Annotated in this window: 22 protein-coding genes; 11 read left to right on the top strand and 11 right to left on the bottom strand. The window is 60.1% G+C overall.

The features are described from left to right. Positions 1–249: 249 nt before the first annotated feature. From EYD00_RS09195 to adh, 3 genes are all read left to right on the top strand, one after another. Positions 250–2331, top strand: a complete 2082-nt coding sequence (locus EYD00_RS09195) for a putative bifunctional diguanylate cyclase/phosphodiesterase (RefSeq protein ID WP_034498846.1) — start codon at positions 250–252, stop codon at positions 2329–2331. Positions 2332–2425: 94 nt separating this feature from the next. Then, on the top strand, positions 2426–3385 hold the full coding sequence (locus tag EYD00_RS09190; protein ID WP_006699467.1) for a helix-turn-helix domain-containing protein: 960 nt from the start codon (positions 2426–2428) through the stop codon (positions 3383–3385). A gap of 173 nt (positions 3386–3558) precedes the next feature. Next, entirely contained in the window at positions 3559–5076 is a 1518-nt protein-coding gene (gene adh, locus EYD00_RS09185) for an aldehyde dehydrogenase (RefSeq protein ID WP_004442948.1), read from the top strand. A gap of 142 nt (positions 5077–5218) precedes the next feature. Here the strand turns inward: adh and EYD00_RS09180 are convergent, their stop codons facing one another. Continuing rightward, positions 5219–7483, bottom strand: a complete 2265-nt coding sequence (locus tag EYD00_RS09180) for a methyl-accepting chemotaxis protein (RefSeq protein WP_004442947.1) — start codon at positions 7481–7483, stop codon at positions 5219–5221. A gap of 189 nt (positions 7484–7672) precedes the next feature. Between EYD00_RS09180 and EYD00_RS09175 the strand changes: the two genes are divergently transcribed. The 4 genes from EYD00_RS09175 to EYD00_RS09160 are packed head-to-tail and all read left to right on the top strand — an operon-like array spanning position 7673 to position 11141. Then, the gene (locus EYD00_RS09175; RefSeq protein WP_004442945.1) at positions 7673–8512 is read left to right on the top strand and encodes a glycosyltransferase family 2 protein; all 840 of its coding nucleotides are present in this window, start codon (positions 7673–7675) and stop codon (positions 8510–8512) included. 20 nt (positions 8513–8532) lie between these two features. Next, entirely contained in the window at positions 8533–8820 is a 288-nt protein-coding gene (locus EYD00_RS09170) for a lipid-A-disaccharide synthase N-terminal domain-containing protein (protein WP_034498763.1), read from the top strand. Continuing rightward, complete coding sequence (locus EYD00_RS09165) at positions 8795–10303, top strand: ArnT family glycosyltransferase (RefSeq protein WP_004442942.1); 1509 nt, start codon at positions 8795–8797, stop codon at positions 10301–10303. The genes EYD00_RS09170 and EYD00_RS09165 overlap by 26 nt, the downstream gene beginning before the upstream one ends. Continuing rightward, a complete protein-coding gene (locus tag EYD00_RS09160; RefSeq protein WP_034498766.1) occupies positions 10293–11141 on the top strand; it encodes a phosphatase PAP2 family protein in 849 nt (282 codons plus the stop codon). Before EYD00_RS09165 ends, EYD00_RS09160 begins: the two co-directional genes overlap by 11 nt. A 229-nt stretch (positions 11142–11370) precedes the next feature. Here EYD00_RS09160 and EYD00_RS09155 read toward each other — a convergent pair whose 3' ends face one another. The 6 genes from EYD00_RS09155 to lgt all read right to left on the bottom strand — a co-directional run bounded on the left by EYD00_RS09155 (position 11371) and on the right by lgt (position 17376). Further along, positions 11371–12303: a ribose-phosphate pyrophosphokinase gene (locus EYD00_RS09155; RefSeq protein WP_003522877.1), complete on the bottom strand. Its 933-nt coding sequence runs from the start codon at positions 12301–12303 to the stop codon at positions 11371–11373. Between the two features lie 220 nt (positions 12304–12523). Further along, a complete protein-coding gene (locus tag EYD00_RS09150) occupies positions 12524–13258 on the bottom strand; it encodes a hypothetical protein (RefSeq protein WP_004442940.1) in 735 nt (244 codons plus the stop codon). A gap of 89 nt (positions 13259–13347) precedes the next feature. Continuing rightward, positions 13348–14499: a M24 family metallopeptidase gene (locus EYD00_RS09145; protein WP_004442939.1), complete on the bottom strand. Its 1152-nt coding sequence runs from the start codon at positions 14497–14499 to the stop codon at positions 13348–13350. Between the two features lies 1 nt (position 14500). Next, positions 14501–15295, bottom strand: coding sequence for a peptidoglycan editing factor PgeF (pgeF, locus tag EYD00_RS09140; RefSeq protein ID WP_004442938.1), 795 nt, complete (start codon positions 15293–15295; stop codon positions 14501–14503). Between the two features lie 151 nt (positions 15296–15446). Next, on the bottom strand, positions 15447–16547 hold the full coding sequence (locus EYD00_RS09135; protein ID WP_004442937.1) for a class I SAM-dependent methyltransferase: 1101 nt from the start codon (positions 16545–16547) through the stop codon (positions 15447–15449). A gap of 16 nt (positions 16548–16563) precedes the next feature. After that, the gene (lgt, locus tag EYD00_RS09130; RefSeq protein ID WP_034498768.1) at positions 16564–17376 is read right to left on the bottom strand and encodes a prolipoprotein diacylglyceryl transferase; all 813 of its coding nucleotides are present in this window, start codon (positions 17374–17376) and stop codon (positions 16564–16566) included. Positions 17377–17684: 308 nt separating this feature from the next. On the opposite strand from lgt, the gene EYD00_RS09125 reads away from it, so the two are divergent. The 4 genes from EYD00_RS09125 to EYD00_RS09110 all read left to right on the top strand — a co-directional run bounded on the left by EYD00_RS09125 (position 17685) and on the right by EYD00_RS09110 (position 20048). After that, positions 17685–17948, top strand: coding sequence for an accessory factor UbiK family protein (locus EYD00_RS09125; RefSeq protein WP_004442935.1), 264 nt, complete (start codon positions 17685–17687; stop codon positions 17946–17948). A gap of 426 nt (positions 17949–18374) precedes the next feature. Beyond that, on the top strand, positions 18375–18875 hold the full coding sequence (locus tag EYD00_RS09120) for a type III secretion system chaperone family protein (protein ID WP_004442934.1): 501 nt from the start codon (positions 18375–18377) through the stop codon (positions 18873–18875). A 1-nt stretch (position 18876) separates the two neighbouring features. Continuing rightward, positions 18877–19695, top strand: coding sequence for a pyrroline-5-carboxylate reductase (proC, locus tag EYD00_RS09115; protein ID WP_004442932.1), 819 nt, complete (start codon positions 18877–18879; stop codon positions 19693–19695). A gap of 11 nt (positions 19696–19706) precedes the next feature. Next, positions 19707–20048, top strand: a complete 342-nt coding sequence (locus tag EYD00_RS09110; RefSeq protein WP_004442931.1) for a tRNA-binding protein — start codon at positions 19707–19709, stop codon at positions 20046–20048. A 14-nt stretch (positions 20049–20062) separates the two neighbouring features. Here EYD00_RS09110 and EYD00_RS09105 read toward each other — a convergent pair whose 3' ends face one another. From EYD00_RS09105 to EYD00_RS09085, 4 genes are all read right to left on the bottom strand, one after another. Then, complete coding sequence (locus EYD00_RS09105; protein WP_004442930.1) at positions 20063–21442, bottom strand: ATP-binding protein; 1380 nt, start codon at positions 21440–21442, stop codon at positions 20063–20065. 31 nt (positions 21443–21473) lie between these two features. Beyond that, on the bottom strand, positions 21474–22187 hold the full coding sequence (locus EYD00_RS09100) for a response regulator (protein WP_004442929.1): 714 nt from the start codon (positions 22185–22187) through the stop codon (positions 21474–21476). Between the two features lie 2 nt (positions 22188–22189). Then, a complete protein-coding gene (locus tag EYD00_RS09095) occupies positions 22190–22696 on the bottom strand; it encodes a MarR family winged helix-turn-helix transcriptional regulator (protein ID WP_004442928.1) in 507 nt (168 codons plus the stop codon). Positions 22697–22932: 236 nt separating this feature from the next. Further along, positions 22933–23532 (bottom strand): DUF1236 domain-containing protein, encoded by a 600-nt coding sequence (locus EYD00_RS09085; RefSeq protein ID WP_004442927.1) that lies wholly within the window; start codon positions 23530–23532, stop codon positions 22933–22935. Between the last annotated feature and the right edge of the window lie 156 nt (positions 23533–23688).

The raw sequence follows: 23688 nt of genomic DNA, 5'->3' as shown, positions 1-23688 counted from the left end.
GGGAGGCGGCAAGCGCCATCCCACCCGCGTTGCCTCCAAGGGTGTCTACACGGGTGCGGGCGCTATAATACAAACGGGAGACAAAGACAAGAGAGGCCTGCTTTTCGATCGCACGCCTTGCGGGTTTATTAGGTTGTACTAATTCACTCGCATGTTGCAACTTTTAATATGTGCTTATCCATTCATGTAAACCGGGCGAAAACTTGGCGAATGATAAGGCTACGCGAAATTCCAACTGCGTAGATGACAATGCTTAAAGTTCTCCAGTGCCTTACCATCGATCACGACTATCGATATACCGTCGCAGCGGTTTTCGTCTGCATGCTCGGTAGTTTCGTGTCGATGCGCCTTTTTTCGAAAGCACGCCTGGCGACGGGGGTGCAGAAGGTCAACTGGCTGTTTCTGGCAGGTGTCAATGGCGGCGCGGCGATATGGACCACCCATTTCGTGGCGATGCTGGGCTATGTTGCCGCGGGTGACGTGGGATACGATCCGTATCTGACCGGGCTGTCACTTCTGATTGCGATTACCACAACGACTGCCGGTTTCGGAATTTCTGCCTATGGCGGACGCAGCGTGCTGGTGGAAGCCGGCGGGATCATCCTTGGTCTCGGCATTGCAGCCATGCACTACACCGGCATGGCGGCCTACAATGTTCAGGGCATGATTTTCTGGGATCAGAACTATGTCATCGCGTCCCTGGTGCTGGGGGCAGTGCTGGGCGCCGTTGCAGTCAATCGGGTCTCGCGGCCCGTCAATCGGTTCTGCCAGTACAGCGCGGTGGCGTTTCTGATCCTGGCGATAGCGTCGATGCATTATACCGGCATGGCCTCCATGTCTTTCGCCTTCGACCCGCGCATCGTCATTCCTGAAAATCTGCTGCCGCCGGCCATCATGGGCGGAGGCGCCATTGCGGTAACGCTGTTGCTGCTGGCGCTGGGGCTTTCCACTTATGTCATCGACGCCCAGTCCACCCAGCAGGCGGTCGCCCGCTATCGCCATCTTTCCCTGCACGATCCGCTGACCGGCATTCCCAACCGGGCAGCCTTCATCGAACATCTCAATCGTCGCACGCGTCATATTTCGTTGGGCGCACACACGGCGCTTCTTTCCATCGATCTCAACCGTTTCAAGGAAATCAATGACGTTCACGGCCATGCGGCGGGCGACGCCGTGCTTCGCACCATCGCCGACCGGGCGAGTTCCGTGCTGAAGGCCGGCGAATTTCTGGCGCGCATGGGCGGTGATGAATTCGTGGCGATGACAAATTCCTATTATACCCGCGCCGATGGCGCCGAATTCGCCCAGAGGCTGATCGACCAGATCAGCAGACCGGTGGAATGGAACGGGCAGACATTTTCGGTCGGTGCGAGTGTGGGCATTTCGGTCCGCAATACCGGCTCCATCGATGCCGATACGCTGATGGCGCAGGCGGATGTCGCCATGTACCGGGCAAAAAGCGGCAGTTCGGATACGATCTGCTTTTACGACAAATCGATGGATGAGGCCGCGCGTGAACGCAATGTGCTTGCCGTCGCCATGCGTAGCGGCCTCGCCAATAACGAGTTCGAGCTTTATTACCAGCAGCAGAACGACACCAGAAGCGGCAGTATCGTCGGCTTCGAGGCGCTTTTGCGCTGGAACCATCCCGATCGGGGCATGATTTCTCCCGCCGAATTCATCCCGATCGCGGAGCAGACGGGGTTCATCGTCGAACTCGGCGAGTGGGTTCTGAGAGAAGCCTGCGCGCAGGCGGCACTCTGGAAAAAATCGCTTTCCATTGCGGTGAATGTGGCGCCGCAGCAGCTTGCGGATAACGAGTTCCCGGACAAGGTCGAAAAAATCCTGGCAGAAACGGGCCTTGCGCCTGAAAGGCTCGAGCTGGAAATCACCGAGGGCAGCATCATCGCCGATCACCGCCATGCGCTTGTCACCATCCGCAAGCTCAAGGCGCTCGGCGTCAAGATCGCGATGGATGATTACGGCACGGGCTATTCCTCGCTTTCGACGTTGCAGAGTTTCCCTTTCGACAAGATCAAGATCGACCGCGCCTTCATCGACGGGCTGTCGACCAATGTGCAGTCCGAAGCGATCGTGCGTTCGACGCTCATTCTGGCGCATAGCCTGAATATTCCCGTGCTTGCGGAGGGTGTGGAAACCAAGGCCCATGTCGAGTTCCTGCGCCGCGAAGGCTGCCTGCAGGTGCAGGGCTTCTTTTTCGGCAAGCCCGGTCCGCTGACATCCATTGCCAGCCTCGTGGATGACACCTTCCTGTCCGTTGAGGACGAACCTGCGGTCACTGCCGGCAGGCGTTACTTCAAGGCGGTCTGACCGTCAGCTGCGCCTCCGATGCCGGTCGCGAAGTTTTTTGTTGAAACATCGACGCTTCCAGCGCACCATCGCCCAAAAGCTTTGGGAGGAGCGCATGCCGACAGATATCGCCCATGCGGAACGCGTGTATGAAACCGCACGCCACCGTTCCGCAGCCGCAAGTTCGCCGATTGTCGCCTCGTGGCGTCGCTGCATGGTCAAGCACCGTCTTGCACCGGAAGAAAATCGCAAGCCGATCTTTCTCAGCGAGACGGAGTTTCGGCGCGCCCGTGAAAGTGCCGCTGGCCTGATTGCTGAAAGCACCGACGAACTTGACCGAATTTTCCACAGTGTCGGGAGATCCGGCTGCTGCCTGCTCCTGACCGATGCTCAGGGCGTTGCGCTGGAGCGGCGAGGCGCGTCCGGCGATGATCGCGATTTCCGGGCGCTCGGCCTCTGGTCCGGCGCCGTCTGGAGCGAAGAGAGCGTTGGCACAAACGGCATAGGCACCGCGCTCGTCGACGAGCGTTCGGTGGTTGTCTATCGTGACCAACATTTCTTCACGTCGAATACGGAACTGTGCTGCACCACGGCTCCCATTCGCGATCATACCGGCCGGGTGACGGGTGCGCTCGATATTTCCACCTGCCGCGATGACATCAACGAGATGACCTTTTCTTTTGTCACCCAGGCGGTGAAGGACGCGGCGCAGCGCATTGAGGGCAATCTGTTCCGCCGTGCCTTTCCGGGGGCACGCATCGTCGTCGTGCCAAGTGGGTTCGGGGCGGCGCTTTCGCTGCTCGCCGTGGATCAGGACGATCTCGTGCTCGGCGCGACCCGTGCCGCTCGTCTTGCGCTGAAGCTGGACGATGCCCGCATCGCGCAGGGTCTCCCGGCCGCGGATATCCTGCAGGAACAGCGCCATGACAGCGGTTCCGACCTCGCGGAAGCGGAGCGTTCGGCGCTGCGGCGCGTGTTGTCGCGCACCAACGGCAATGTCACGCAGGCCGCGTCCTTGCTCGGCATCAGCCGGGCCACGCTTCATCGCAAGATGAAGAAATTCGACGTTCATTGACGTCCTTGTGGTTGCGATCCGGCCGATCACGCCGGATCAACGCGGCTTTGTCGCAGATGTGAGACAATGTGCGCTGCGGAACCGCGTCGCCCCTCTACCGAACCGCGCCATCTGGGCCCACCTTCCTTTCATGCGGTCCGCTCAGGATCGTTTTCATCAGGGAGGATGAAATCATGAATATTCAGGTTCAGCAGAAAGCGGGCGAAGCGCCCTTCAAGCTGAAATACGGCAATTACATTGGCGGCAAGTGGGTGGAGCCGAAATCCGGCCGCTACATGGACAATCTCTCGCCGGTGACCGGCCACAAGATCTGCGAAGTGCCGCGTTCGGATGCAGCCGACATCGAGTTCGCGCTCGACGCGGCCCACAAGGCCCGCGACAAATGGGGCAAGACGAGCATAACCGAGCGCTCCAACATCCTGCTCAAGATCGCCCAGCGCATTGAAGACAATCTAGATCTCATCGCCCGGGCTGAAACCTGGGATAACGGCAAGCCGCTGCGTGAAACCACCAATGCGGATATCCCGCTCGCCATCGACCATTTCCGCTATTTCGCAGGCTGCATCCGCGCTCAGGAAGGCACGATCGGCGAGATCGATAACGATACCGTCGCCTATCACTTCCATGAACCGCTCGGTGTCGTCGGCCAGATCATTCCATGGAACTTCCCGATCCTGATGGCTGCGTGGAAACTCGCACCGGCGCTTGCAGCAGGCAATTGCGTGGTGCTGAAGCCGGCCGAGCAGACGCCCGCCTCCATTCTCATCGTGATGGAGCTGATTGAAGACCTTCTGCCGCCTGGCGTCCTCAACATCGTCAATGGTACTGGCCTTGAAGCCGGCAAGCCGCTGGCGCAGAGCAACCGCATCGCCAAGATCGCCTTTACCGGTTCCACCTCGGTCGGCAAGGAAATCATGCGTTATGCCGCAGACAACGTCACCAACATCACCTTGGAACTGGGCGGCAAGTCGCCGAACATCTTCTTTGCCGACGTGATGAACGAGGACGATGCCTTCCTCGACAAGGCGCTGGAAGGTTTTGCCTTCTTCGCGCTGAACCAGGGTGAGGTCTGCACCTGCCCCTCGCGTGCTCTGGTGCATGAATCGATCTATGACCGTTTCATGGAAAAAGCGATCAAGCGCGTTCAGGCCATCAGCCAGGACGATCCGCTCAATCCGTCGACGATGCTGGGCGCACAGGCCTCGCAGGAACAGTTCGACAAGATCATGAGCTATCTGGAGATTGGCAAGAAGGAAGGTGCCAAGGTTCTGACCGGCGGCGACCGCAAGACGCTGACGGGTGATCTGAAGGACGGTTATTACATTCAGCCGACCGTCTTTGAGGGCAACAACAAGATGCGGATTTTCCAGGAGGAAATCTTTGGTCCTGTTGTCTCCGTCACGACCTTCAAGACGGTGGAAGAGGCGCTCGAAATCGCCAATGACACGGTTTACGGGCTGGGCGCTGGCGTCTGGAGCCGTGACACGAACATCGCCTACCGCGCCGGGCGAGGCATCGAAGCGGGCCGTGTTTGGACGAACTGCTATCACGTCTATCCGGCGGGTGCCGCCTTCGGCGGCTACAAGCAGTCTGGTATCGGTCGCGAGACCCACAAGATGATGCTCGACCACTACCAGCAGACCAAGAACCTGCTCGTGTCCTACAGCCCGAACAAGGTTGGTTTCTTCTGAGGTCCTCCCCGGAAGCCGGCGAGGGGCTGTGGTGCCAGGTCGCCGGCGTGTTCGCAGGGGCTTCTGCCCCTGGGAGCCCGGATCGGGCTTTCAGGCAAAATAAAAGGCCGGAGGTTTTGCCTCCGGCCCTTTTTGTTTCGCATCATGCCGCGTAACGCTGGTCTCGCCGGCGGGGATCGCCCACGGAGAATTGCCCCACCTGTTCGGTCAGGCCATCCGCCTCGTTGGCGAGCGAGAAGGCGGCGGCCGTTGTCTCCTCCACCATGGCGGCGTTCTGCTGCGTCACGTGGTCGAGTTCATTGACGGAGGCATTGATCTCGCTGAGACGGCCGGATTGTTCGCGCGACGCGGTGGCGATTTCGCCGATCTGGTCGTTGACCGACTGGATGCGTTTCTGGATCTGTTCCAGGCTTTCACCGGTCTTCAACACCAGCGCCACACCGCTTTCCACATCACCCGCAGAGGTGGCGATGAGCTGCGTGATGTCGCGGGCGGCGGCGGCCGATTTCTGGGCTAGTTCGCGAACTTCCTGCGCCACGACTGCAAAGCCCTTGCCGGCCTCGCCGGCGCGCGCTGCTTCAACACCGGCATTCAGCGCCAGAAGATTGGTCTGGAAGGCAATCTGGTCGATGACATCGATGATCTGGCGGATTTTGGCCGAAGAGGTCTCGATGCGTTCCATGGCAACGATCGCTTCTTTGACGACAGCCGTGGATCTATGGGCATCCTGCATCGTATCCGCCGTGGCGGCGACGGCGACATTGCAGCGCGACAGCGACAGATTGACAGCCTGCGTCATGTCTCCGAGCGCCGCTGCCGCCTCCTCAAGGGCTGCTGCCTGACGTTCTGTGCGCCGCGACAGGTCTTCCGAGGCGCTTTTCAGCTCGCCGGAACCGGAGCGGATGGCATTGGCGCTTCCGCCGATATTGGAGATCGTCGCTTCCAGCCCTGCCATGGAGTTGTTGAAGTCGATGCGCAGATGATCGAGTGACGGAACGAAGGATTTTTCGATGCGAAGATCGAGCCTGCCGGCGGCCAGATTGGCAAGACCCGTGGCGAGCGCGTCCACGGCTTCTTCCAGTTCCCTGGCGCTTCTTGCCTTCTCCATCTCGCGCTGGGCGCGTTCCTCGTCCAGTTCTTCACCCTTGCGGTGGGCTTCGGCTTCCATCCGCTGCTTGTCCAGAATGCCCTGGCGGAAGGATTCCAGCGCGCGCGCCATGGTGCCGATCTCGTCGCCACGGGAAACTGCCTTGATCTCGATGTTGTTTTCACCGCCGTTCAGGCGTTCCATAAGACCGGCTAGTCCGGTCAACGGCTTGGTCAGGCTCGCGGAAACGAAAATCCCGATCAGCGTCATTATTGCAAGTACGGCCAGCGTTGCGACCGCTGCCCAGAAGGCGAGATCGTTGGCAGCGGCGAGAACCTTGCTTTCCTGCTGGCCGATGGCAAGAAGATGTTTCTGTCCGAAGACGGCGACCGGACGATAGGCATAGAAGATATTGCCCGCAGGTGTCTGCGCCATGACCGTTCCGGCGTCGTTTACGCTGGAAAGGGCAGCGAGACTTTCGGAAACGGCAGCATCCGCACCGCCCGAGAGGACGCCAGCCCTGAGTTTCCCGTCGGCGCTCAGGAGAACGGCGTCATCGATGGTCTTGCCGGTTTCCTCGGGCGTCACCACCGCGCCGATGCGATCGGCGGCGATGCGCATGATAACGGCACCCTTGCGCTGGAGCTGACCCCAGTTGGAGACGGCGAGCGGCATGCCGATCATGGCCGAATTATTCTCGCCATCGCTGAAGCCCGTGGTGCTGACGACGCCGTCCTTGCCGGCTTCGATGCGGTCGAACAGCTCCTTGATCGCGGCGTTCTGCGGTTCCGTTACATTGGTCAGGAAGTTCTTTCCCTTGGTCACGGAATAGATAATCAGGCCGTTCTTGTCGATCACGTAGATATCGCTGACGCGGGTATTACGCCAGACGCTGGCAATGGCGGCGTTGATGGTCGCATGACGAATGGCGTAGAGCAGCCGCAACCCTTCGCCGTTGAAGGAGGCGCGCTCCTCTTCGGAGACGCCCTCTCGGCGGAAAGCCTGGATGATGGCGTCCTTTTCCGTTGGAACAACGGTGGTCATCGTTTCCAGCGCCTGGGCCACCGCGGCGTTCTGCGACAGTTCGGAAATGCTCTGTTCGACGCGCAACGTATAGGCATCAAGCTGCTTGGACTGGTTGCCTGCAACCGTTTCGAGCCTGATCTTGCTGGCGTCGATCAGCCCCGATTTACCCATCTCGTAGGACAGCAGCCCCACCGACAGGCAGGAAACCAGTGTCGCACCGGTAACGAGCGCGGCAAATTTGGCTTTGATTGACAATGATTTAACTTTGACAGCAGTCGGATTTCCACCCGGCATCCTGTTTTCCTCCCCCCAAAAAACGTGGCCGTACCGTTGCAAAAATTGTTTACGGTCGCGTTAAAGGACAGGGAATTGTAGGATAATTTCCCGCATGGCGTGAAAAAATCGAAGAGCCGCGCCGATAGGAACCACGTAATAAAACTGCAACAGAACGGGCGCATATCCAGCGAAGATCAACGGCTGTTCATGTTCATGCAAGCTTTTCACGCTCCTTCTCTCGCCACAATCGATGATGTTTGCGGAACCCGCGCAGACGGATGTGACGGAGCCAATTTGCGATCTGCCCCGGATTTTGCCGTTGTCGTGCCCATGCACAATGAAGAAGCGAGCGTTGAAACGCTGGTGGCAGAGATCGTGAGCGCCTGTGCGCCGGTCGGCCGCTTCGAGATCGTGGTGGTGGATGACGCTTCTTCTGACCGCACGGCGGAAGCGGTTCTGGCGCTCGCTGCCCGTTACAACATGTTGCGGCTGGTGCGGCACGACCGCCAGGGCGGTCAATCGGCTGCGATCCACAGCGGAGTGCAGGCGGCGCGCGCGCCTATCGTATGTATGCTGGACGGCGACGGCCAGAATCCGCCGGACAATCTGCCGGCACTTCTTGCACCGCTTCTGTCCGCCAATGCACCGCGCCGGCTTGGGCTGGTGGCCGGCCAGCGCGTCGGCCGGCGCGACACGCTGGGAAAACGCCTTTCCTCCCGCTTTGCCAACGGGCTTCGGGCGCGAATTTTGAAGGATGGCACGCGCGATACGGGCTGCGGCCTCAAGGCCTTTCGCCGCGACGCCTACCTCGCTTTGCCCTATTTCGACCATCACCACCGCTACTTCCCGGCGCTGTTCAATCGTGACGGCTGGCAGGTCGCCCATGTCGACGTCACGCACCGGGCACGGCTGCATGGAAATTCCCATTATACCAATATCGGCCGGGCGCTGGTGGGCATCCACGATCTGATCGGCGTCGCATGGCTTTTGCGCCGGCGCAAGCGGTCAAGCTGGGCTGAAACTTTCATAACGGAGACATTGCCGTGAACGTACCGGCTTTATGGTCCATGCTGCATGTGAACAGCTGGGAAGAATTCGTATGGGTCTTGACCGGTTTCATGGGCCAGATGCTGTTCACCATGCGTTTTCTGCTTCAATGGATTTCTTCGGAACGGGCTAACCGGTCAGTCATGCCGGTGGCTTTCTGGTATTTCTCCATTCTTGGCGGTCTGGTTCTGCTTTCCTATGCACTGTGGCGGCGCGACCCGGTCTTCGTTCTCGGACAGGCTTCCGGCCTTCTCATCTATGCTCGAAATCTCTGGTTGATCCATGCAGAACGCCGCCAGCATGCATGAGGCGGCGACCTTGCCTTATGCGCAGGCGGACGATGAGCGTCGATGGCTGACATTCGCGTTTTCAGCGATTGTCCTCGTAACCGCGCTGCGCGTCCTTGGGCTGGCCTTCAACCGCACCGACCTTTTCGTCGATGAGGCGCAATATTGGCTGTGGGGCCGCGAGATGGCGCTTGGCGCCTATTCCAAACCGCCCCTGATCGGGTGGTTTATCCGCGCGGCAACCATTCTGGGCGGTGGTGAGGGCACGTTTCAGGTGCGGTTGGCCGCGCCCGTGGTGCATGGGGTCGCGGCGGCGGCCATCTTCGTGCTTGGCCGCATGATCTATGATGTCAGGCAGGCATCCCTGGCCGCCCTTATCTATCTGACCTTGCCGGCCGTGACGCTCGGCAGCCTGCTGATCTCGACCGATACGCCGATGATGCTGTTCATCGTGCTGTCGATGATATCAGTGCGCAAGCTTGCGCTGGCCCGCAACGAGGGGAGGGCGGCGCCGGGCTGGAGCATCGCTCTCGGCCTCTGTTTCGGCCTCGGCCTGATGTCGAAATATGCGATGATCTATTTTCTGCCCTGCTTCATTGCCGCCGGCTGGCTTTGCGAGGCATGGCGCATCCGGCTGCGCGACGCGGTCATTGCTGCGTTCGTCTGCGTTGCCGTCATCGCGCCCAATCTGTGGTGGAATGCGGCCCATGATTTCATGACGGCACGCCACACCGCCGACAATGCCAACTGGCACGGTGTCCAACTCAAGATCGGCTCCGCGCTTGAATTCTTCTTTTCCCAGGCAGGTGTGGTTGGGCCATACGTCTTCGTCGGTATGATTGTTGCGACAATCCGCGCAAAAACCGGTGAAGCACGCGCACTCGTCGCTCTTTCCGTACCGATCGTGCTTTTGATCACGGCACAGGGTCTCATGTCGCGGGCACTCGCCAATTGGGCGGTGGGAGCTTATGCGGCAGGCGTACTGCTGGCGGTGCCGATCCTGGCATCGCGACGTTGGCTCATCGTATCCACACTGGTCCTCGGCGGCATCGTCGCAATCGCGCTGCCGCTGATGACGATAGTGGGAACGGGCCTGCGCCTGCCGAACAGTAAACTGGCGATGGCACGTTATCTTGGAAGCTCCGAGCTGGTATCGACCGGCCTGTCACGGGCGCGTGAAGCAGGCGCGGACGCAATTGTCGCCAATGATCGTTCGATATTGGCCGAGCTCTTTTACCAGTTGCGGGACGAGAAACAGATGTTGACGCGTGCGCTTCCGGAAACCGGCGTGCCGTCCAGCCATTATGCCCTTCTTTATCCATTGAAGCCGGGCGAAGCGAAAAATCCGCTGTTTCTGGCAAGTGCCGATGGCTTGCCGGCGTGTCTTGCAGGCGAGGAGCCGGTGGCGCACTGGACCGCCGGCCCGGGCTTTGTCGAGGGCAGGGAAATCGGGCTGTGGCGCCTGCCACCACAGTGCATCCCGGAGAGCGTCAATGGGCAATGATGTCTCGCATATGCGGATCACCATCTGGGTTACGTTCGCAGCGCTTGCGCTGGTGATCCTGTTTGCGACCTTTCCCTCTATAGATCTGCGCTTTTCCGCCTTGTTTTTCTCGCCGGTGGGCCAGCCATGGCCTGGCCGGGAGCCGTTTCCGGAATGGCTGCGCGACACGTTGCGGGAAGGTGTCGAGCTCGCCGCGCTTCTGACTTTCCTGGTCCTCGTCGGCAATCTCCGGCTCGGCACTTCGCAGCGAACCGGCTGGCGAGTCTGGGCGTTCCTTTGTGGTCCCGTGATCCTCTGTGCCGGGCTGCTGGTCAACGGCGTGCTGAAGGCCATGATCGGTCGCGCGCGTCCGTTCAGCGTTACCGAATTTGGCGGGCATCAGCTTTTCACGCCACCTTTTCAGTTCAGCACTCAATGCTATTCGAACTGTTCGTTTTCTTCGGGTGAAACCGCGCTGATCGCGAGTTTTTTCCTGCCCCTCTGTGTGCTTGTCTGGCCGCGCCTGCGGCCCTATGGGCGATGGGTGGTGGGCGCCTTTGCCGCCGGGGCAATCATCCTCATGTCCGGTCTTCGCATCGCGGCCGGCGGGCATTTCCTCAGCGATGTGGTGATGTCCATCCTGTTTTCGGCCCTGACGACACTGTTTCTGTACCGGGTGCTGGCGATAAGCCACCACCGTCACCTCTTCAGCGGTGCTGCCATCTCGGCCGATACGATCAGCCTTTGGCGCAATGGCCGCCACGCCATACTTACCCGCGTTCGGGGCTGGTGGCCGAAAATCAGGGCTGCAGCCACCCGTCTCCAACGGCCCCCGGACACGGGTGCGGCGTCGTCTTAGTTGGGAGTTCGAGGTGCAGCATCGCTGGGGTGGGAGCGAGCGGCAAGACAGTTCCGACTTATCCTCGGGGTTGTCCCTATTGCCCGCGCGCCTTGATTTTATCGACGTGGTTAGCTCCTCGGCACAAGGCCGAGGATCACGTTGAGTGAATATGCGCCCACTTTGGCTCAAGCGCATGCCGGAAAAACCGGCAGACGTAGGCAACCCTCAGCGTGATTGCTGAATTTATTCAGTCGAACAGGCCGGAAACCGACTGTTCCTGCGCGGTCCGGTTGATTGCTTCGCCGAGCAGGCCGGCGGTGCTCACCACGCGGATATTATGCGCGGACTGGACACCGGTGGTCGGCTGGATGCTGTCGGTGATGACGAGTTCGCGCAGCTTGGAAGAGGCCACGCGGGCCACCGCGCCGCCGGACAGTACGCCATGGGTGATATAGGCAGTAACGCTGGTCGCGCCCTTTTTCAGCAGGGCTTCAGCGGCGTTGCAGAGCGTGCCGCCGGAATCGACGATGTCGTCAATGAGGATGCAGTCCTTGCCGGAGACATCGCCGATGACGTTCATGACTTCGGATTCGCCGGGACGGTCACGGCGCTTGTCGACGATGGCCAGAAGACAGTCGAGGCGCTTTGCCAGCGCACGGGCGCGAACCACGCCGCCGACGTCAGGCGAAACGACCATGACATTGTTGGTGTCGTAGTGATCCTTCACGTCGCGGGCGAGAATCGGTGCTGCAAAGAGATTGTCGGTGGGGATATCGAAAAAGCCCTGGATCTGTCCGGCATGAAGATCGAGGGTGAGAACGCGGTCGGCGCCGGCTTCGGTAATGAGATTGGCAACGAGCTTGGCGGAAATCGGAGTGCGGGGGCCGGCTTTGCGGTCCTGGCGGGCGTAACCGAAATAGGGAAGCACCGCGGTAATTCGTTTGGCCGAGGAGCGGCGCATGGCATCGATCATGATGAGCAGTTCCATCAGATGATCATTTGCCGGGAAGGAGGTGGACTGGACGATAAAGACGTCCTCGCCGCGCACGTTCTCGCTGATTTCTACGAATATTTCCTGGTCAGCAAACCGCTTTACAGTGGCATTTCCGAGAGGAACATTAAGATACTTGCAGATCGCTTCGGCAAGGTGCCGGTTCGAATTGCCTGCGAAAACCTTCATTGCGGCCGCCTGTTTCCATGCCATCGCCTTGCGCCACGGGGCTCAATCCGCCGTAACCAAGCGTCGTTCAAGGGGAGGAACATCCGGCTGAAAAGCCTTTGCCGGATACGCCTTGTTGCCATGCGCGCCTTAATAGCGCTGTTGCTTCCGATTGCAAGAGGACTCCGCGCTTTCACAATGATTTTCGTGAAATCTCTGTGACTTCTCCCGTCGTTTCACCTCATCCGCTTTGAGACTGCTTCCATGACGTGTAGTCGTTGAGTGTTTTTGCAGCGATGTCCTGCATGACTTTGTCGGTCACGGCGGCCCATGGATCACTGCCTCGCGCGGTCACTGCCTCCTGCCCCTGCAGGCGGTGCAGCCGCACGCCATTGGCGTCGAGAACGTCCCACACGTATACGACATTGACCTTGCCGCCATCGGCAAAGGCGGAAAAATATCCCTTCAGAATATTTTCGGCGGAATTGTCGTTGGATGCGCGGATTGTCAGCCCTTTGGCCCGCGCTTCGGCCCCCAGTTGGCGGGATAGCGGTGTCACCGCCTGTACCGGTGCGCCGATGATGGGCAGGAAGCGGATGGAATTCGCGGCGGTGGCAGGTGCAAGGGAAGCCGTCTGCTGTGATGGCGGTTGTTGCGTGACGGCGGGGGCCGCGGCCGCGGTCTGGTTCTGACGGAGCGGTTCCCCGTACTGGCTGCCATTGGACAGCGCCTGTGCCTGTGCCTGCAGGGAGTTCTGGGGTGCATAGGCAGGGACGGACGATGCGATTGCCGGCCCGCCTGCGGGTGCGCGGTCGGCGGCTGCCGCCATCTGGTCGAGATCACCCTGTGTTACCGGCGTCGACTGTGATGCATTGTGGCCGACATCCACCTGTGGCGTCAGCGCTTCCGTGGTGTTGCAGCCGGACAGGATCAGTGCCAAAGCCGGAACGATGAGGGCAACCCCCAACCGGCTCATGCGATTTTCCCTCTCATGTTCCGCTCCTTCTTGCCCAAGGTGGCGCAATGTAAGGGCGGTTTTCCCGCTGTGTCAAACCCGGGGGCGATTTAAGCTGTGAGAAGATCGAGGCTGTGACGCGACAGTGGCTCCGGCGCGCCGTCCGTGGTCAGATATGTCTGGCCGAGCGTCATGGCCGTGCCGGAATCGGAATCCATCACGATCATATGCACGAAGAGTGTCATGTCGGGCGTGATCTCCTGCGGGTTGCCGGCATGGAACATCTGATGCTCCATCCAGGAGGGCGAAAAACGCGCGCCGAGCGAGTAACCGCAGGAGTTCAGCCGATGGCGGGTGAGGCCGCGCTCGTCCATGACGCGGGCATGCACATCGAAGACATCGCCAAAGGTCTTGCCCGGCCGCAGCACCTCCTCGATGGCGGTGAGGTTTTGCAGGCAGGCGCTGTAAAGCTCCTTCTGGCGGAAGTCTTGTTCGCCGATCACCACCGTGCGCATCATGGCGGCATGGTAATGGGCGCTGACGCCGGCCCATTCCAGTGTCAACTGATCCTTGTTGTCGAGGACACGACGGCCTGCCTTGTAGCGGCATAGAAGCGCATCCGCGCCTGAGCCGATGATGAATTCATTGGCGGGGTAGTCGCCGCCGCCCGCGAGCACGGCACCCTGCATTGCCGCAAGAATGGCGGCCTCGTCCGCGCCGGGCTTGATGAGCGGCAATGCTGCATCGAGAGCCTCATCGGCCAGCTGGCCAGCCTTGCGGGCATAGGCGATTTCGGCGGGACTTTTGACGAGCCTGAGGGTGCTGACGAGATACGACGCATCGGCCATCTGGCCGAAGCTCGCAAGCTGGTGATCCAGCAGGCGGGCGACACGGCCGGTCATGCCGTGGGTGTCATATTCCACGCCGATCTTTGCGCCCAGAAGGTCCAGATCGCTCAGCAGGTTTTTGAGATCGAGCGTCGGGTCGGCATTGGGTCGATCGACCCAGAGGAGGACGTTCTCGATGATCGAAGTATTGCGGGCCTGACGCAGATCGGCCGAGCGTGTCAGCAGCGTCATGGAGCCGTCCGATTTCACCACCAGCGTCTGGAAGAAGCAGTAGCCGAAAGTATCGTAGCCGGTCAGCCAGTACATGCTTTCCTGGGCGAAAAGCAGCAGCGCATCCAGCTTCTCCTCGGCCATTTTCGCGAGCAGCCGCTCGCGGCGGGCATCGAATTCCGAAAGCTCGAAATGCAGGGCCATCTTAGTCCTCCAGAATTGCGATTGCGGAAATCTGCCGGCCGTAATCGGGTTCGGCGCGGTGGGTGGTGCGGCGGTAGGAATAGAAGCGTTCTTCGTCCGGGTAGGTGCAGAGACCAAGATTTTCCGCCTTCACACCGGCTTTGGTCAGGCGGTCGATGGTGAACTGCTTGAGATCGAACAAGGCGTGGCCCTCTTTCTCCGCCCTGGAGAAATAATCCGCGTAAGCGGGCTCGATATCGGTGAAACGCGCGACATATTCCGGCCCGACCTCATAATTGTCCTGGCTGATGGAGGGGCCGAGCGAGGCAGCAATACGATCGCGGCTGGCCCCGAGCTTCGTCATCGCCTCGATCGTGTTTTCCAGCACGCCGAACAAAGCACCCTTCCAGCCGGCATGGGCGGCACCCACGACGCCCGCTTCCGCATCGGCGAACAGGATGGGGCCGCAATCGGCGCTCAACACGCCGAGGACGAAACCGGGTGTCGCTGTCACCATCGCATCTGCCTGCGGACGGCTGCCGTCATAGGTTCCGTCAACCACGACAACCTCGGGGGAGTGGACCTGATGGACCGTGGCGAGGCGGTCTGGGGCAAGGCCGAACCATTGGGTTACGCGGCGGCGGTTTTCCTGCACCCGTTCCGGCTCGTCATCAGATCCGAGCCCGACATTGAGGCCTTGATAAAGACCATCGGAAACGCCGCCCTGCCGGGTGAAAAAGCCATGGCGGATGCGATTTTTATCGAAGGCGGCGAGGAGGGGACTCTGGATGGGGAGCGGCAGCGTTACGTTCTGCATGGTGCGGGAGTTCCTTGGAGAATTTCGCTGTAGCCCAGTGGAGCAGGGTCAAGCGAGATGTTTCCTGTTGCCGCGGCGTTGCGCGGCGTGTGTGATGCAGTGTGCCTGCTTCGTGTGTCGCGACGATGTTGGCCCAGAGGTTATTACGCTGTCAATCCACCGCACGAAACGGCAGAAGATGGAGCGCGGGACTGGAAACGGCGATGACTTTGAAAAGTTCCCCCATCTTGCCGGCGCCTTCGCCGGCGAGGCGGTTGACGGCTTCGGCGATGGCGAGGGTCTGGTCCGCGGTTGCCTTGGCGGCGAGCGCGCCGGCCCGTTCCTTGAGGCCGAGGCCGTAGAGGAAATCGCCCTGTCTCAGGGTGCCGTTAACGTGAACACCGGTCGCCTCGGCCGTTTTCACAAGACTTTCGAAATCGACATGGCTGGTCAGATCGGCTTCGCCTGGATGGGCGAGCGGCGGATCGAAGGCATGGTTGCGCATGGCCTGCAGCGTGTCGCCATAGCCGGCAACCAGATGGCCGTAATCAATGGCGAGCGCGGTGCCGCCATGGGCGGACAGGCGCTGGCAGATTGCGGTCATCACCGCTTCCCGGGCAGGCGAAATCTCGAATATCGTGCCAAGCGGCTGCCGTTCGGGCTGCGGCGGAAGCAGCGCCGGGTCTATGCTGGCAAGACCCGTGGAGAAGACGAGGTCGCCATTGGCATCGAGGCTGACCACGCGTTCGCGGAAACCCTGCGGCGTCCTGACGAATTGCCGGATCGGAATGGCGTCGAAAAGTTCGTTGGCGACAAGCAGCAGGAAACCATCAGGCACATCGTCGAAACTGTCATGCCATGCCAGTCGACCCGCATGTTCGGCCAGCGTTTCCTTCTGGATGGCGGAAAGGCGGGGGCTTGTCTCCACCAGATGCACCCGCATCGTCTCATAGAGCGGCGGCGCGATGCGGCGGATGACGCGCAGCATGTCCGCCATCATGGTGCCGCGGCCGGGGCCGATTTCCACCAGCCGGGTTTCAGCGGGTGCACCGTGCCTCTGCCACGCATGAACCACGAAAACACCAAGCATTTCACCGAAAAGCTGGCTCACCTCCGGGGCGGTGATGAAATCACCCGAACGGCCGAAGGGCTCGCGGCTCTTGTAATAGCCATGTTCCGGATCGGCGAGGCAAAGTGAAAAGAAGTCGGTTACGCTAAGCGGACCGTTGAGCCGGATAAGTGATTTGATGCGTTGCGCGAGCGGTGTGGTCATGGCTGGCCATACCGCTTTAGGCGACTTTTGTCGCGCGGCGCGCGCGCAGGACGGCCCAGAGGCCCAGAAGGAACATTGGAGTGGACAGAACCATGCCCATGGTCAGCCAGTTGCCGGCGAGGTAACCGATCTGCGCGTCCGGTTCGCGAAAGAATTCCACGAAGATGCGTGACAGCGCATAACCGCAGACGAAGATGCCAGTGACGGTGCCGGGCCGCTTCAGAGCCTTGAAGGCGTAAATGGCGATGGCCAGAACGATGGCCAACACGAGGCCTTCGAGGCCAGCCTCATAAAGCTGGCTCGGATGGCGCGCGAAAGGGCCGCCTGTGGGAAAGACGACCGCCCATGGCACATCGGCAATGCGGCCCCACAATTCGCCATTGATGAAATTGGCAATGCGCCCGAAGAGCAGCCCGATGGGCGCTACGGCCGCGACGATATCGAACATGCTCCAGACAGGAATGCCGTTCTTGCGGGCGAAAAGAAGCATGGCGATCGTCGTGCCGATCAGGCCGCCATGGAACGACATGCCGCCATTCCATATTTCGATGGCTCTGATGGGATTGGCGGCGACCGCAGCGAGATCGTAGAACAGGATGTAGCCGATGCGTCCGCCAAGCACGATTCCGCCAGCAGCCCACAGGATGAAATCGTCAAGATGCTGCGCCGAGATGGGTGAGGCGTCGTTAGGCCACAGGCGATCCGTGCGGGCGAGGCGGCGGGCGTAAAGCCAGCCGAGCATGATCCCCGCAACATAGGCGATGCCGTACCAGTGGATCGCCAGAGGACCGATGGACAACGCTATCGGGTCGATGTTCGGGAAGGGCATGATGGCGAGTGAAGTGGGAGCGGCTATCAATCCGTATATATTCCGTCATCGTTGCTGGGCGGACAACGGATCATCCATTGTCTCAAAGGACCGGGCGATGATGCTCACCGGTTCTTTGACGCCAAGGAAAATGGCGATTGCGGTGGCGGCGGTCAAGGTGATTCTTTAAGCTATGGCTCAACATACCAAAGGTGACGCAAGCTCTTGGGATTTTTCGATTTCGCTTGCAAGGCGACGGTGGAGTGCCTACCTGAATGCTATCAACAGCGGGCAAGATGATGCCCCTGAACCGACGAAGGATGAGCGCCATGAGCACGACAGGCACCAATCGTTTTCTCGATGAATTCGCCAAGCTGATGACGGATGCGGCCGGCGCGGCCCAGGGCGTGCGCAAGGAAGCCGAGGCTGCGTTCCACGCACAGGCCGATCGCTGGCTGAACAGTCTGGATGTCGTCCGGCGCGAGGAATTCGACGTCGTGCGGGAGATGGCTATCCAGGCGCGGGATGAAAATGACGCCCTGCGCGCCCGGATCGAGGCTCTCGAAGCAAAGCTTTCGGCCACGAAGGACTGATTCTTCATCACTTTTCTCAGAAGCCCCGGATCGCAGGCGATTCCGGGGCTTTTTGTTTTTCGGCTCTCTCTGGCCGACTTGGTCTCCGGTTGCCGAAAGTCGTGCTCAGACGCGAATTTTTTGGGCCTGTGGACACTTCCAAAAAACACAATCGGCAGAGTCGCTTAAGACTCTCGCCTGAGGTGATGGGGGAGAAGATATCCACTGCTCAAAAAGCAAAAATGGCGAGCGAGGGGTGGCAGCGGGACTCGGCCATTATACACTGATTTTAAATGATGATTCGAAAAGACCGGTAAGCTCCAGACAGGGTGAATGCGTTATTCTGGTGGTGTCGGGCAATCGTCTCAAATGTTTATCCCGGTTTGTATGTGCGTTTTGTGCCCGGCGTTCAAAACACGACATTCCGACCGGCTGAGAAGGTGCCGCATGAGTCTGATAGAATTTGAAATTGAGCGTCAGTCCAATCCCGTCGATATGATCGAGATTGTCGCTGCCTCGAATGACTGGTCGTTCGAGCGTTCGGGCGAGGACGAGATCGCCATGACTGTGGCGGGCCACTGGGCCGATTATCACGTTTCATTTGCGTGGATGGAAGATTTCGAAGCGCTGCATCTTGCCTGCGCCTTTGACATCAAGGTGCCCGATCACCGTGTCAACGAAGTCATTTGCCTGCTGTCGCAGGTCAACGGTCAGGTGCTGATGGGGCATTTCGATCTGTGGCGGCAGGAAGATGTCGTGATCTTCCGCCAGTCGCTGCTTCTGTCAGGCGGTGCCGAGCCGAACAACCAGCAGGTGGAAGTGCTGCTCTCCAGCGCGCTGGAGGCCTGCGAGCAATATTATCAGGCATTCCAGTTCGTCGTCTGGTCGGGTCTGGATGCGAAAAGTGCAATCGAAGCGGTCATGTTCGAGACCGTTGGAGAAGCGTAACATGGTGTACAAGGCTTCCGGGCCGCTCGTCCTAGTGGGCGCCGGCAATATGGGCGGCGCCATGCTGTCTGGCTGGCTGAAAAAGGGCGTGCCGGGATCGCAGGTCATTGTCGTTGACCCGCGGCCCTCCGACGCCATGCGCACAACGATTACGGAAGCGGGTGCGGCCCATAGCGAAAGCGCGCCTGAAGGCGTCAAGGCCGGCATTCTTTTCGTGGCGGTGAAACCGCAGATGATGGAAGCAGTGCTGCCTTCGCTGAAGCCCCTGCTGGGCCCGGAAACGGTCGTCGTCTCCATCGCGGCGGGCACCACCATTGCCACCTTCGTTTCGCATTTCGGTGCGATTGCCGCGGTGCGCGCCATGCCCAATACGCCAGCGATGGTGGGCCGTGGTGTTACCGGCGCATATGCAAATGAACTTGTGACGCCCGAGCTTAAAGCCGTGGTGGACGGATTGCTGAAGGTCAGCGGTCCGGTCGAATGGGTGGATGCCGAAAGCGATATCGATGCCGTGACCGCGGTTTCGGGCAGCGGGCCAGCCTATGTCTTTTATCTCGTGGAATGCATGGCTGAAGCCGGCCGTAAGGCCGGTCTGCCGGCGGATGTGGCCATGCGTCTGGCGCGTGAAACCGTGGCTGGCGCCGGCGAGCTTCTGCACCAGTCCTCCGACGAGGCGGCGCGCCTGCGCCAGAATGTGACTTCGCCGGGCGGCACCACGGCTGCCGCACTTTCCGTGCTGATGGCCGAAGACGGCATGCAGCCCCTGTTCGACAGGGCGGTCGCCGCTGCCAAGACCCGCGCAGAAGAACTGGCGGGCTGAGGAGGCGGGCGATGAGCGGCGAAATTTCCTATGCCGATTTCGAGAAGGTGGATATCCGCGTCGGTACGATCGTGGAAGCCGAGCCTTTTCCCGAGGCGCGCAAACCGGCAATCAAGGTGAAGATCGATTTCGGGCCGGAGATCGGCATCAAGAAGTCCTCGGCGCAGATCACGGTGCACTATACGCCGGAAAGCCTTATCGGCCGGCAGGTTCTGGGCGTGGTGAATTTTCCGCCGCGCCAGATCGGGCCGTTCCGCTCCGAGGTCCTGACGCTTGGCTTTGCCGACGCCAATGGAGATATCGTACTGGCTGCGGTTGAAAGGCCGGTTCCTAACGGCGAGAAAATGTGCTGATTGGCGGCCTGCCGTCAAGCCGGGATTTTGACGATAACCCTCAATCCGCCCATCGGGCTTTTATCCAGCGACACGTCGCCGCCATGGCTGCGGGCGATGTCGCGGACGATGGAAAGGCCAAGGCCGGTGCCCGAGGCATTGAGGTTGCGCGCCTCGTCCAGTCGGAAAAACGGCTTGAATACATCCTCGCGTGAATTCTCCGGAATGCCCGGACCGTCATCGTCAAAGGTCATGATAATGGAGCGTGGCGCCTTGCGGATATCGACGTGGAGGTTGCTGGCATAACGCCGGGCATTTTCGGCCAGATTGGCGACGAGCCGTGAAAGTGCGTTCGGCCGCGCGATGATCCTCTCGATATTATAGAGTTCGTAGCTGAATTTCTTGCCGTGCAGTTCGAAATCATGGCCGATTTTTTCGAGAAGTCCGGGAAGCTCCAGCGTGCCGACATCCTCTTCCACATCCGTACGGGCAAAGGTCAGATAGGCTTCCAGCATCGACTGCATGTCTTCCACATCCTTGTCGAGCCCCTCAAGATCCGGATTGTCGCCGGCGAGCGCCAGCTGCAGCTTGAAGCGGGTGAGGATGGTGCGCAGGTCGTGGCTGACACCGTTCAGCATGGCGGTGCGCTGCTCCATCTGCCGTTCAATGCGCTCCCGCATCAGGATGAAGGCAAGGCCCGCCCGGCGTACTTCATCCGCGCCGCGGGGAGAATAGGCGCTGACCTTCTGGCCCTTGCCGAAATTCTCCGCCGCCTTGGCAAGCGCTTCTATCGGCTTGATCTGGCCGCGCAGGAAGAGGATCGAAATGGCGATGAGCACCAGCGATGCGCCAACCATCCAGACAAGGAAGATGTGGGTATTGGAGGCATAGGCCGCGCTTCTGCTGGTGAAGACGCGGAGCGTCTTATCATCGAGCTGGACACGGATTTCCACCAGTGAGCCGTTGCCATAGGTATCGATCCAGAAGGGCCTGCCGATCTGTTGGCTGAGCTGGTTTGCGAGGATGGTATCGAGAATCGAGAACAGCGGCTCCGGCCGTGGCGCGGGCAGGTCCGTCTTGGGCTCGATATAGACGCTGAGACCCAGCTTGTCGCGGGCGATGCGGATGACCCGCTGATAGTCATCCTCTTCGGGGTCTGTCTGTAGAAGTTCGATGATCGCGGCGATATCCCGGGTCACCGCTGCCGAAAGGCGTTCGGTCACCAGCTGCCAGTGGCGCTCCATGAAGACGGCTGCGACCACGGCCTGCAGCAGGATCATCGGCAGGATGATGATGAGGAGCGAACGGGTGTAAAGCCCGGTGGGCAGCCAGTGTCGCAGCCATCTGCCGATGGAGCGCCAGGTCTTTGCGACGGCGCTTTTTTTAAACGTGTCGAGAAAATCGAGGCTCGCCATGGTCGTGCGTTCGCCCTTCGTTGGGTGCTCGTCAGTCCACGCTGAGGCGGTAACCGATGCCACGCACCGTTTGCAGATAGACCGGGTTGGCAGGGTCGTCCTCGATCTTGCGGCGAAGACGGTTGATCTGCACGTCGATGGTTCTTTCGCCCACTTCCGACTCCGCTTCCACCAGCTCGTGCCGTGGAATGGTATCGCCGGCGCGTAGCGCAAAAAGCAGCATGATCTCCTGTTCACGATCTGTCAGGCGGATCGTTTCCGGACCGCGCCGCAGTTCCCTCCTGGGAATGGAGAAGCTGTAGGGGCCGAACATGATCTGTTCGATCTTCGGCGTGTCCGGGGAGGTGTTGCGCCGCAGAATATTGTTGATGCGCAGGACCAGTTCGCGCGGATCAAAAGGCTTGGCGAGATAATCGTCCGCTCCCGCTTCCAGCCCGGCAATGCGTGAATCCGCTTCCGAGCGGGCGGTCAGAAGAATGACCGGCACGGATTTGTCTTCGTTCAGCGAGCGGGTCAGCGAAAGCCCGTTCTCTCCGGGCATCATCACGTCGAGGATCAGCAGATCGAAACGGATGCCCGTCATCTTGCGGCGGGCTTCTGCTGCATCGGCCGCAACGGAGATGCGATATCCCTTGTCGCCAAGAAAACGCTGCAGGAGATCGCGGATGCGAGCGTCATCGTCGACGATCAGGAGATGAGCCGCATCGTCGTCCGCTGGTGGACGTTTTGCCGGAGCTTGCGCCATCGTCACTCATCCTCCACGCTGGTCATCGTCGCCGGACTGCGCATCTGCGCCAGAAATTTGCGCACGCAGGCGCGCGCATCGGGACCGAGGCCTTCCAGCGCGCGGTCGATGCGGCGTGATTGTGGTTCGCTGAGCGCCAACGCCAGTTCGCGGCCTGTCAGCGTCGGATAGAGCCGGCGCTGGCGGCGGTCTTCAGGACCTGCCATCTGGCGGATGTAACCGTCGTCGATCAATTGCTTCAACACTCGGGCGAGGCTCTGTTTGGTGATCTGCAGCGTATCGAGGAGATCCGCCACGGTCATGCCCGGCTGCCGGCTGACAAAATAGACCACCCGGTGATGCGCGCGCCCATAATCAAGTTTCGACAGGATGACATCGGGATCGGAGACGAAATCGCGATAGGCGAAAAACAGCGCTTCGATCGTGTCGAAGTCAATCTTGCCGTCGTCAACCTTCGGCAGTGCCGGTGTCTGTCTGGCGGCGGCGGTTTTGAGCGATTGCGGTGGCACTGCGGTTCCTTCATATTCTGCGGCTGTCTGATCATATGTTGCAGGCGTCGATGCGCCAATATTCTGTAAACATAGCCGAAAATGCGTCCGCTCGGGAGAATGCCGCGATCATTTTCTGTTGCGGTGGATAATATGGCGAGGGTGCCGGTGCAACTGGAATTCTAAGCGACCTTTACCGCAAATACAAAAGAGCGCGGAAACTCCGCGCTCTCAGCATTACTGTGGTAATGGCCGTCTTACTGGTAGACGTAGACGATACGACGTGTCGAGGGTTCTACGAGTACAGGTACATCGTTCACCCGCACATACCGATACTGATAATCTGGAACTTCAACCAGACGGGTATCGGCCGGCAGGACGCTGCCAACGGCAATGTCACCGTCATAGGTGATGGTATCGGCAGGGTGCTCGTCAATATAGGTGATGACCGACTGGGGCGGATCAACTTCGCCGACGCGGCCCAGATTCGGATCGCCGGGGTTCGGTTCAGCCTGGACACTCGAAGTTTTTTCGTAGGTCACGACCGGCACGCTGAGTTCCGTGCGGCGTTCCTTGAGAATGACGGGCGAACCTTCATACATCACGTTCAGGTAATCGGCATGGGCCCAGCCGCGCAGACCGTTCACCTCGATGCGACACCAGCTGCTGCCTTCCATGCAGCCGTCCAGCACGGCATTGCTGCCACGCGTGGCGAGGCCGACTTCCGGATAGTCGTCACCGGGGCCGGACCGGACAGAAATATCCGAGGCGGTTGTTGCGACCATGGCGGCATTTGCATAGCCCGCCATCAAGGCGAAGGCGCCACCAGCGATCAGCATTTTAAGCGTCTTGTCCATGTGTCTCACTCCTTTCAAGACTGGTGCTACAACGTCGCAATCCCCAGGGCGTTCCACATTTTTCGGGAAGATGATGTCTCATCAAGCCGCCTCTTCGTGTTATCTAACTGTATGGAATAGGGATTTTCTTCGTGAATTCGCCGCTGAGAACAAGGC

The organism is Agrobacterium sp. 33MFTa1.1 (assembly GCF_004328495.1).
Classification (GTDB): domain Bacteria; phylum Pseudomonadota; class Alphaproteobacteria; order Rhizobiales; family Rhizobiaceae; genus Agrobacterium; species Agrobacterium pusense.
Note: the sequence above shows the minus strand (reverse complement) of the source record. Positions and strands in the feature narration are given on the sequence as shown.

Bases quoted from the DNA above. Each gene is read 5' to 3' on its own strand.
- EYD00_RS09195 (WP_034498846.1), top strand. From the start codon at position 250: ATGCTTAAAGTTCTCCAGTGCCTTACCATCGATCACGACTATCGATAT.
- EYD00_RS09190 (WP_006699467.1), top strand. From the start codon at position 2,426: ATGCCGACAGATATCGCCCATGCGGAACGCGTGTATGAAACCGCACGC.
- adh (WP_004442948.1), top strand. From the start codon at position 3,559: ATGAATATTCAGGTTCAGCAGAAAGCGGGCGAAGCGCCCTTCAAGCTG.
- EYD00_RS09180 (WP_004442947.1), bottom strand. From the start codon at position 7,483: ATGCCGGGTGGAAATCCGACTGCTGTCAAAGTTAAATCATTGTCAATC.
- EYD00_RS09175 (WP_004442945.1), top strand. From the start codon at position 7,673: ATGTTCATGCAAGCTTTTCACGCTCCTTCTCTCGCCACAATCGATGAT.
- EYD00_RS09170 (WP_034498763.1), top strand. From the start codon at position 8,533: ATGCTGCATGTGAACAGCTGGGAAGAATTCGTATGGGTCTTGACCGGT.
- EYD00_RS09165 (WP_004442942.1), top strand. From the start codon at position 8,795: ATGCAGAACGCCGCCAGCATGCATGAGGCGGCGACCTTGCCTTATGCG.
- EYD00_RS09160 (WP_034498766.1), top strand. From the start codon at position 10,293: ATGGGCAATGATGTCTCGCATATGCGGATCACCATCTGGGTTACGTTC.
- EYD00_RS09155 (WP_003522877.1), bottom strand. From the start codon at position 12,303: ATGAAGGTTTTCGCAGGCAATTCGAACCGGCACCTTGCCGAAGCGATC.
- EYD00_RS09150 (WP_004442940.1), bottom strand. From the start codon at position 13,258: ATGAGCCGGTTGGGGGTTGCCCTCATCGTTCCGGCTTTGGCACTGATC.
- EYD00_RS09145 (WP_004442939.1), bottom strand. From the start codon at position 14,499: ATGGCCCTGCATTTCGAGCTTTCGGAATTCGATGCCCGCCGCGAGCGG.
- pgeF (WP_004442938.1), bottom strand. From the start codon at position 15,295: ATGCAGAACGTAACGCTGCCGCTCCCCATCCAGAGTCCCCTCCTCGCC.
- EYD00_RS09135 (WP_004442937.1), bottom strand. From the start codon at position 16,547: ATGACCACACCGCTCGCGCAACGCATCAAATCACTTATCCGGCTCAAC.
- lgt (WP_034498768.1), bottom strand. From the start codon at position 17,376: ATGCCCTTCCCGAACATCGACCCGATAGCGTTGTCCATCGGTCCTCTG.
- EYD00_RS09125 (WP_004442935.1), top strand. From the start codon at position 17,685: ATGAGCACGACAGGCACCAATCGTTTTCTCGATGAATTCGCCAAGCTG.
- EYD00_RS09120 (WP_004442934.1), top strand. From the start codon at position 18,375: ATGAGTCTGATAGAATTTGAAATTGAGCGTCAGTCCAATCCCGTCGAT.
- proC (WP_004442932.1), top strand. From the start codon at position 18,877: ATGGTGTACAAGGCTTCCGGGCCGCTCGTCCTAGTGGGCGCCGGCAAT.
- EYD00_RS09110 (WP_004442931.1), top strand. From the start codon at position 19,707: ATGAGCGGCGAAATTTCCTATGCCGATTTCGAGAAGGTGGATATCCGC.
- EYD00_RS09105 (WP_004442930.1), bottom strand. From the start codon at position 21,442: ATGGCGAGCCTCGATTTTCTCGACACGTTTAAAAAAAGCGCCGTCGCA.
- EYD00_RS09100 (WP_004442929.1), bottom strand. From the start codon at position 22,187: ATGGCGCAAGCTCCGGCAAAACGTCCACCAGCGGACGACGATGCGGCT.
- EYD00_RS09085 (WP_004442927.1), bottom strand. From the start codon at position 23,532: ATGGACAAGACGCTTAAAATGCTGATCGCTGGTGGCGCCTTCGCCTTG.